We start from the raw sequence: 6,589 nt of genomic DNA, 5'->3' as shown, positions 1-6,589 counted from the left end.
GGGGCGCCGCCTTTACCTGGCCGGCGCCGTGGTCCGGAGGCGCGCATGCGCGGGAGAGACGGCCCGGATAAGCCACCGCCCGAGCCCGCACTGGCAGTCCGCCGGCGCGGCTTCTTCCGGCGCGTGCTCGACGGTCTCGAAGCCGTCGAGCTCGTGGTCCAGGCGGGCCGGCTGGTCTGGTGGCTCCTGAGAGGCCTGTGGCTGGCCGCCGGCGCGATCGTGCGCCTCTTCGGGGATCGCTGACGCGCAGCGCCGGCAGCGGCGCGGGAATCGATGCCCGCGCGGATGTTTCACGGGAAACATCCGCCGCGCCGCCGCGGCTCGCGCCACCGACAGCCGGGTAATGTCAGCCGAACAGCGCCCGCGCCACGACCTGCGGGTCGATCGGCTTCTGGCAGAGGGCGACGGCGCCGTGGAGCGACGGCACGGCGACCGGATCGTAGCCGGTGGCGAACAGGAAGGGCACGCCGCGCGCGTGCAGCGCGTCGGCCACCGGATAGACGAGCTCGTCCTGCAGGTTGATGTCGAGGACCGCGGCGTCGATCTCGGTCGTGCCGGCAATCAGCGCCAGCGCCTCGCCGACGCTCGCGACCGGACCCAGCACCTGGGCGCCGCCTTCCTCGAAGCCGGACTTGAGATCGACGGCGATGAAGTAGTCGTCCTCGACGAGCAGGACCCGCCTGCCGGCCAGCGCGCGTGGTTTCGAGGTCATGTGGGGTTGCCTGCGGCTTCTCCCTCGGGGAGCGGGATGTTGATCGAGCAATGTAGCGCCGTGGCGCCGAGTTCGTAGCTGGTCGTCGCCTTCAGGGCGTAGGGCAGGGCGTGCTCGATCAGTTCCCGACCGTAGCCGCCCCGCGGCGCCGCGTCCGCCAGCTCCGGTCCGCGAACGAGACCCTCCTCCACCCATTCCACCAGCAGCCGGCCGCCGCCGTCGTCCGCCCGGTAGGTCCGCCACGTCACGCTCAGGCGTCCCTGCGCGGTGGTGAGCGCGCCGTATTTCAGCGCGTTGGTGGCGAGCTCGTGCAGGGCCAGCGCGAAGGTCTGCACCGTCGCCTTGCGCAGCCGCACCACGGGCCCGTGCAGCCGGATGCGCGCCGACATGGCCGGGGCGTCGAGGGCGGCGAGTTCCGTCTCGATCAGGGAGCGGAGCGTGATCGGTTCCTGATCGGAGCGCGAGAGGAGGCCCTGGACCCGCGAGAGGGCGGACAGACGATCGTTGAACCGCTGCCGGAATGTCTCGCCGGGCCCGGTCTGGGCCATGGTCTGCTTGGCGATGGAGCGCACGACGCCGAGGAGGTTCCGGGTCCGGTGCTGCAGCTCGGCGACCATGACCTGCTGCCGCTCCTGGAGCTGGCGCAGATCGTCGATGTCGGTCGAGGTGCCGAGCCACTCGACGATCCGGCCCTGCGCGTCGCGGACCGGCGCGGCCCGGGTCTGGAACCAGCAGAACCGGTCCTCGGCGGCGTTGCGGAGCCGGTGCTCGAAGGAGAGGTGGCCGCTCACCGGCGCGTCGCGCCACGCGGCCGCGGCGACCGCCTCATCGTCCGGATGGACCGCCGCCAGCCAGCCCCAGCCCAGGCTCGTCGCGTCGGTCTGCCCGGTATAGGCGTGCCATTGCGGGCTCGACCAGATGCAGGCCCCGTCGATCGCGGCGCGCCAGACGAGCTGGGGGATGCCCTGGGCGAGGGTGCGGAACAGCTCCTCGCTCGCGCGCAGGCGGCGCTCGGCCAGAACCCGCTCGGTGCTCTCGACCACGATGGCGATGACCCCGGCCGGGCGCCCGTCCTCCCCGAGGACCGGCGAGTAGTCGAGATTCATCCAGACCGGCTCGGGCCGGCCGTAGCGGTGCAGGGTCAGTTGCTGGTCCTTGTACGACAGCGTCCCGCCGGCGAGGCCGACGCGCATGACGTTGTCGTTGAAGTCGGTGACCTCCGGCCAGCCCTCGCGCACCTTCGAGCCGAGGAGTTCGGGATGGCGGCCGCCCGCGAAGCCCGAATAGGCGTCGTTGTAGATCATGATGCCGTCCTCGCCCCAGAGCAGCACGATCGGCACCGGCGATTGCAGCAGCGTGCTGACCGCGAAGACCAGGCTCTGCGGCCAGTGGGCGATGGGACCCAGCGGCGTCCCCGCCCAGTCGAAGCTCCGGACAAGGTCGGCGAGCTCGCTGCAGCCGGCCGAGAAGATGCGGGCCTCGCTCATGCGGTGACCGACTCGTGTGGCTCCGGCTCGGGCGAGCGCAGCGCGGATGGCGGAAGCCCGGTCCGCGACCGGTCGGGTCGGCCGGCCCGGCGGACGGGTCACGCCGACGCTACTACACCGCTCCTCTGCCCGGTAGGGGCGCCGCCGGCTCCGGCCTGGTCGCGTCGTCGGGCCGGCAGACGGGTTCTAGCCGCGGCCCGCGGGCTCCGGGAAGCGCCGGGCGAACCAGTCGCGCAGGATCTGCCGCTCGTAGTAGAGGCCGCCGGTGGAGAAGCGCGGGTTGGACGTCAGCAGGAAGTTGATGTCCGTCACCGTATCCGCGCCCTGCGCCACGGTGCGGCCGCCGCGACGCAGGCTGTAGGCGAGGCGGATCCGCGGCGGCGTGGCGTCCGTCACGACCCGCAGGCCGGTCGGGGTCGCGAAGCCGGGCCGGTCGAAGCCCGCCAGATCGACGTCGAGCACCGTGATGTCGAGACGCTCGTCGGGGCGGAGCCGCGCCGTGCCGAGATCCGTGAAGATCCGGGTCAGCTCGGCCAGGGTGACCCGGAGCGGCTGCCCGGAGCCGAAGCGGTTCTCGGCATCGGTGAACCGCTCCGGCGCGGCGTAGCGCACGGTCACCTGCGCCTGTGCCGCCGGCTGTGCCCGGGCGGGGACCGCGGACGCCCCGATCACCGAGAGCGCGGCCGCGGCCGCGAGCGCGGCCGATCTTCCGGCGAGACGCGTGCGCATACCGAACTCCTCTCCGCGTGTGGCGGCCTGACCGGGGCAGGCCTGCCGGGAAGAACCGCCCGAACGGGGCCCGGTATCCAGTGCCCCGCGCGGATGTCCGGCTGCGACCGAATGGCGCCCGACCGTCCATAGTCTCGCCGTGATCCGGGCGCCTCGTAGCGCACCCGGCCCGAGGGGCGAGCCGGTCATGGGAGTCCGACGCGCATGATGAACTCTGTTCTCGCGCTTCTCACCGTCGTGGCGGTGCTGGTGGTCACGGCGCTGATCAAGCTGCCGCTCCTGCCGTTCCGCCTGGTCGGCCGCCTTCTGCGGAGCCGCCCGGCGGCGGCCTGACCCGCGCCGCTCAGGCCGCCGCGTCGATGACGAATTCCATCCCGCGACCCGGCCCCTGATCGGAATAGTCGACGAGCGCCAGACCGCGCTCGGCCAGGGTCGCCTCGACGGTGTCCCGCTCCCGGCGCACCATCTGACCCACTGCCAGCGGGGTCAGCCGGGGACTCGCGCGCCGCAAGCGGTCGACGCCGATATGGGCCGGCGTGCCCGCGTCCTCGGCGATCCGGGCCAGGGCCAGACCCAGGTCGCGCGCCTTGGTCTCGGCGGCGGATCTCGGCTTGAACGCCATCTGCTTCTCCTTCTGCTCGGCCACCCGTCTCAGGCAGCCCGCCTGTCGACGCACACATCCGGGAAGGCCCGGATCCAGACCCGACGGCCCTTGGCGTCGTAGACCTCGACCTGCCAGCCCGACCAGTCGAACCGCTCCACGACCCGCTCCATCAGCGCGAGCGCGACCCGATCGGCGTGGGCCCGCACCTGCGCCGCGTTCGGAAACCGGCTGCCGCGCAGGTCGGTCACCAGCTCGTGGCCGTCCGTGCAGTGGAAGCGGTAAAGCCGCGTCGGCATTGAGCTTCCCTCGATCAATCCACAGCACTCCACCGCGATCCGGGAACGGGGCGCATCCGCGGTTGAACCCACCGTGCCGATGCGCTTTGTTCGTGATATGTTCTATACGGATTCGGACGACGATGCACCCAGATCCCGAGGTGGCCCCTGCGGAGTTTCGTCTCAGGGAAGCCGAGACGATCGCCGTGGCCTATCACAGGGCGGCGAAGGGTGACGCGTGGGCCGCGCTCGTCGCGGCCATCGCGGACGCTCTGGTCGATCTCGACGCGCTGGAGCGGCGCCTCGCCCGGCAGGGCGGACTGATATCGCTGGGCTATGCCCGCGGCCGCACCGGGGCGGGCGGGGTCCGGGCGCGGGGCCGTCCCGGCCCGGAGGATTGAGCGCCCGGCGATGACGGCGCGATTGGCCGGGCGGTCGGCCGGACAGCCGGCGGTCTCGCCGCCCGGGCGGCGACGCGCCTGTCGGGGTCAGTGGTCCGTGCCGCCGCGCCGCGCCATGGCGCCGGGCTGGCCCAGGCCGATCGCCTTGGCGAGGGCGGAGCGCTGCTCGGCGTAACCGGGGGCGACCATCGGATAGTCGGTCGGCAGGCCGTAGCTGTCGCGGTAGCTGCGCGGATCCAGGCCGTGGCTGGCGAGGTGACGCTTCAGCGTCTTGTAGAGCTTGCCGTCGATGAAGCTGACGATCCCGTCGTGCCGGACCGACTTGCGGATCTGGGCCGCGGTCGGCTTCTCGACCTCGGTCTGCGGGGCCGCGCCGGCCTGCGCCGCCGGCGTCCCGGCGACGAGCCCGCTGATCGCGCCGTGGACGCGCGCGATCAGGGCCGGAAGCTCCGCGGCCGGCACCGGATTGTTCGACACGTAGGCGGCCACAAGCTCGGCGGTCATCACGGCCAAGGTGTTGGATGTCTCATCGAAGGTCTCATTCATGATCGGACTTCCAGCGAGCGATTTACGTTCCCACGGTTTGGGCGTGGCAAGGGTTTAAACAGCGTAAATATAGAACGAAGACTCGATGAATATCTCGAGATTTTCTGGCACCGCGCGGGCGCGCGGCCCGTCGACCCGGTCGGACACCGTCGGGGATCGCGGCGCGCGGTCGCGGATGATCCGGCTGCCCGCGCGGCAGCCCCGACCGACCGTGTCGGGCGAGCCGCGCGAACCGGCCGCGAACCGGCACGGAGGCGGCGGCGTGCCCCGGGCGGCGATGGCTAGAGACGGGGTCGGGGCGCCTCAGCCGGCGCCGTATCCGCCCTTCCGGTTGTCGGGCTGCGGCGCGGGCGGTCGGGTGTCGTAGCCGCCGCTCTCCGGCGCCGCGTCGGAGCCGGGATCAACGGGGCCAGGGGCGTGGGGACCGCTGCCGCCGGCCGCCGGGTCGGCCCGCTTCTCCGGGGCTGCCGGCCGGCCCGGCGGGACCGTCCCCAGGGCCTCGCGTGCGGCGTCGACATCCTGTCCCATCCGTCCCTCCCTGCGGTCCTTCGTGTAGGGCCAAGGCGGGAGGTCCCCGCATGTTCCCGGCGCGGTCGCCGGGACCGGCGTACCGGGCGATGCGTCAGCGCGGCCTCATTTCCGCTCGCCGGTGGGGTTGGGCGTCGCGGACGTGTCCGGCGCGACCGCCGGATTGACGGGCGTGACCTTCGACCACGTGGCCGCGATCGCCACGATGGCGAGCAGCAGGACGATGAAGATGCCGATGAGGGTGAGGCGCTTCATGTGGCGGGTCTGGGTCTTCCGTGCGGGGCCTTGAGGGCGGGGAACGGCCGGGACGGCCGATCGATCCCGGCCGGAACGGGATCCTGCGGCCGCGGACCCGCGCGGCCGCGACCGTCACGATCCCGCCGGGCGCGGCCGCGCCAGGGCGGTGGCCGCGTGCCGGGCCAGATCCTCGAGCCGGCGGACCGTCGCGTCGTCCGGGATGACCGAGGCGCACCAGTAGGCGCCCAGTGCAGCGACGGGCTCGGGCGAGCCGATCGGCACCATCACGAGGCTGCGCATCGAGGTCAGGCGGTAGAGGGCGAGCGGCACCCGGGGATCGCACTCGATGTCCGGGATCACGATGGTCGCGTCGTCGAGCATCGCGCGGCCCGAGATGCACGCCGTCAGCGGGAACCTGCGGCCGCGCCACAGTGGCTCGATGGCGTCCTCGGCGGCGTAGAAGGAGGCGTCGCCCTCGCGCAGAACCACCGCGATCCCGTCGGAGCCCGCGATCTCCCGCGCGGTCTCGCGCAGGATCGCGACCGTGTCCTCCAGGGACCGGGCGGTCGCCAGGCGGTGGGCGGCCCGAACCAGACCCGAGGCGAGATCCAGGGAGAGTTCATCCATGTGGGACGCGGCCGCGAGCACTCCGATCGATCGGGCAACGCCCCATGCGGTGCCGCTGTACAAGTCTGTCGGGCACCGGCGCGGTGGGCAACAACCTGGATCAAGCGTTTCGCCGACGTGATCGGGCGCGCGGAGATGTGCGGTCGCAGCGTGCGCATATTGGTCGTCGCGGCGGAACTCCGCGACAGAAGTCGCGAAATAGTTCCGCGGCACCGGATCACGTCGCCGCGATGATGTGCTCCAGCGCACCTTTCGGTCCACCCGCTCCGGACCCCCGCCGGCGCTGTTGCAACAATGCACTATCGCGCCCGCACATCCTGACGTCCTGTCCGCCCCGCACACATCCCGTCCAACGGGAGACAGAGGACCAGATGATCAAGAAGCTTCTGCTCGCGAGCGCCGCCACGGCTCTCCTGACCGGCGCCGCCTCGGCCGCCGACCTG

Annotated in this window: 12 protein-coding genes; 3 read left to right on the top strand and 9 right to left on the bottom strand. The window is 72.3% G+C overall.

Annotated features, from left to right (window positions below):
- Positions 1–45: 45 nt before the first annotated feature.
- The gene (locus tag ACLBYG_RS31320; protein WP_447684050.1) at positions 46–243 is read left to right on the top strand and encodes a hypothetical protein; all 198 of its coding nucleotides are present in this window, start codon (positions 46–48) and stop codon (positions 241–243) included.
- Between the two features lie 103 nt (positions 244–346).
- Here the strand turns inward: ACLBYG_RS31320 and ACLBYG_RS31315 are convergent, their stop codons facing one another.
- From ACLBYG_RS31315 to ACLBYG_RS31305, 3 genes are all read right to left on the bottom strand, one after another.
- Complete coding sequence (locus ACLBYG_RS31315) at positions 347–712, bottom strand: response regulator (RefSeq protein WP_042672258.1); 366 nt, start codon at positions 710–712, stop codon at positions 347–349.
- The gene (locus tag ACLBYG_RS31310; protein ID WP_447684049.1) at positions 709–2,199 is read right to left on the bottom strand and encodes a sensor histidine kinase; all 1,491 of its coding nucleotides are present in this window, start codon (positions 2,197–2,199) and stop codon (positions 709–711) included. The genes ACLBYG_RS31315 and ACLBYG_RS31310 overlap by 4 nt, the downstream gene beginning before the upstream one ends.
- Before the next feature lie 186 nt (positions 2,200–2,385).
- Entirely contained in the window at positions 2,386–2,928 is a 543-nt protein-coding gene (locus ACLBYG_RS31305) for a DUF3016 domain-containing protein (protein WP_091684059.1), read from the bottom strand.
- 204 nt (positions 2,929–3,132) lie between these two features.
- Here ACLBYG_RS31305 and ACLBYG_RS31300 point away from each other — a divergent pair, with 204 nt between their 5' ends.
- Entirely contained in the window at positions 3,133–3,261 is a 129-nt protein-coding gene (locus ACLBYG_RS31300) for a hypothetical protein (protein WP_020096525.1), read from the top strand.
- Between the two features lie 10 nt (positions 3,262–3,271).
- On the opposite strand, the gene ACLBYG_RS31295 is transcribed toward ACLBYG_RS31300, so the two are convergent.
- Together ACLBYG_RS31295 and ACLBYG_RS31290 are read right to left on the bottom strand one after the other, a co-directional pair.
- Positions 3,272–3,550 (bottom strand): hypothetical protein, encoded by a 279-nt coding sequence (locus tag ACLBYG_RS31295; RefSeq protein WP_026605481.1) that lies wholly within the window; start codon positions 3,548–3,550, stop codon positions 3,272–3,274.
- Positions 3,551–3,579: 29 nt separating this feature from the next.
- Positions 3,580–3,828 carry a DUF6894 family protein gene (locus ACLBYG_RS31290; RefSeq protein ID WP_020096527.1) on the bottom strand — a complete coding sequence of 83 codons (249 nt, stop codon included), beginning with the start codon at positions 3,826–3,828 and terminating at the stop codon, positions 3,580–3,582.
- A 122-nt stretch (positions 3,829–3,950) separates the two neighbouring features.
- On the opposite strand from ACLBYG_RS31290, the gene ACLBYG_RS31285 reads away from it, so the two are divergent.
- Entirely contained in the window at positions 3,951–4,208 is a 258-nt protein-coding gene (locus ACLBYG_RS31285) for a hypothetical protein (RefSeq protein WP_447684048.1), read from the top strand.
- Positions 4,209–4,295: 87 nt separating this feature from the next.
- On the opposite strand, the gene ACLBYG_RS31280 is transcribed toward ACLBYG_RS31285, so the two are convergent.
- From ACLBYG_RS31280 to ACLBYG_RS31265, 4 genes are all read right to left on the bottom strand, one after another.
- A complete protein-coding gene (locus ACLBYG_RS31280; RefSeq protein ID WP_447684047.1) occupies positions 4,296–4,754 on the bottom strand; it encodes a MucR family transcriptional regulator in 459 nt (152 codons plus the stop codon).
- Between the two features lie 303 nt (positions 4,755–5,057).
- Complete coding sequence (locus ACLBYG_RS31275) at positions 5,058–5,282, bottom strand: hypothetical protein (protein ID WP_020096530.1); 225 nt, start codon at positions 5,280–5,282, stop codon at positions 5,058–5,060.
- Between the two features lie 105 nt (positions 5,283–5,387).
- Positions 5,388–5,537, bottom strand: coding sequence for a hypothetical protein (locus ACLBYG_RS31270; RefSeq protein ID WP_020096531.1), 150 nt, complete (start codon positions 5,535–5,537; stop codon positions 5,388–5,390).
- Positions 5,538–5,651: 114 nt separating this feature from the next.
- A complete protein-coding gene (locus ACLBYG_RS31265) occupies positions 5,652–6,146 on the bottom strand; it encodes a GAF domain-containing protein (RefSeq protein ID WP_447684046.1) in 495 nt (164 codons plus the stop codon).
- Positions 6,147–6,589: the final 443 nt, after the last annotated feature.

It is taken from the genome of Methylobacterium sp. D53M (assembly GCF_053345625.1).
The sequence above is the reverse complement of the archived record's forward strand: the minus strand, read 5'-3'. Positions and strand labels throughout refer to the sequence as shown.

Bases quoted from the DNA above. Each gene is read 5' to 3' on its own strand.
- ACLBYG_RS31265 (WP_447684046.1), bottom strand. From the start codon at position 6,146: ATGGATGAACTCTCCCTGGATCTCGCCTCGGGTCTGGTTCGGGCCGCC.
- ACLBYG_RS31280 (WP_447684047.1), bottom strand. From the start codon at position 4,754: ATGAATGAGACCTTCGATGAGACATCCAACACCTTGGCCGTGATGACC.
- ACLBYG_RS31275 (WP_020096530.1), bottom strand. From the start codon at position 5,282: ATGGGACAGGATGTCGACGCCGCACGCGAGGCCCTGGGGACGGTCCCG.
- ACLBYG_RS31285 (WP_447684048.1), top strand. From the start codon at position 3,951: ATGCACCCAGATCCCGAGGTGGCCCCTGCGGAGTTTCGTCTCAGGGAA.
- ACLBYG_RS31305 (WP_091684059.1), bottom strand. From the start codon at position 2,928: ATGCGCACGCGTCTCGCCGGAAGATCGGCCGCGCTCGCGGCCGCGGCC.
- ACLBYG_RS31295 (WP_026605481.1), bottom strand. From the start codon at position 3,550: ATGGCGTTCAAGCCGAGATCCGCCGCCGAGACCAAGGCGCGCGACCTG.
- ACLBYG_RS31315 (WP_042672258.1), bottom strand. From the start codon at position 712: ATGACCTCGAAACCACGCGCGCTGGCCGGCAGGCGGGTCCTGCTCGTC.
- ACLBYG_RS31300 (WP_020096525.1), top strand. From the start codon at position 3,133: ATGATGAACTCTGTTCTCGCGCTTCTCACCGTCGTGGCGGTGCTGGTG.
- ACLBYG_RS31290 (WP_020096527.1), bottom strand. From the start codon at position 3,828: ATGCCGACGCGGCTTTACCGCTTCCACTGCACGGACGGCCACGAGCTG.
- ACLBYG_RS31320 (WP_447684050.1), top strand. From the start codon at position 46: ATGCGCGGGAGAGACGGCCCGGATAAGCCACCGCCCGAGCCCGCACTG.
- ACLBYG_RS31310 (WP_447684049.1), bottom strand. From the start codon at position 2,199: ATGAGCGAGGCCCGCATCTTCTCGGCCGGCTGCAGCGAGCTCGCCGAC.
- ACLBYG_RS31270 (WP_020096531.1), bottom strand. From the start codon at position 5,537: ATGAAGCGCCTCACCCTCATCGGCATCTTCATCGTCCTGCTGCTCGCC.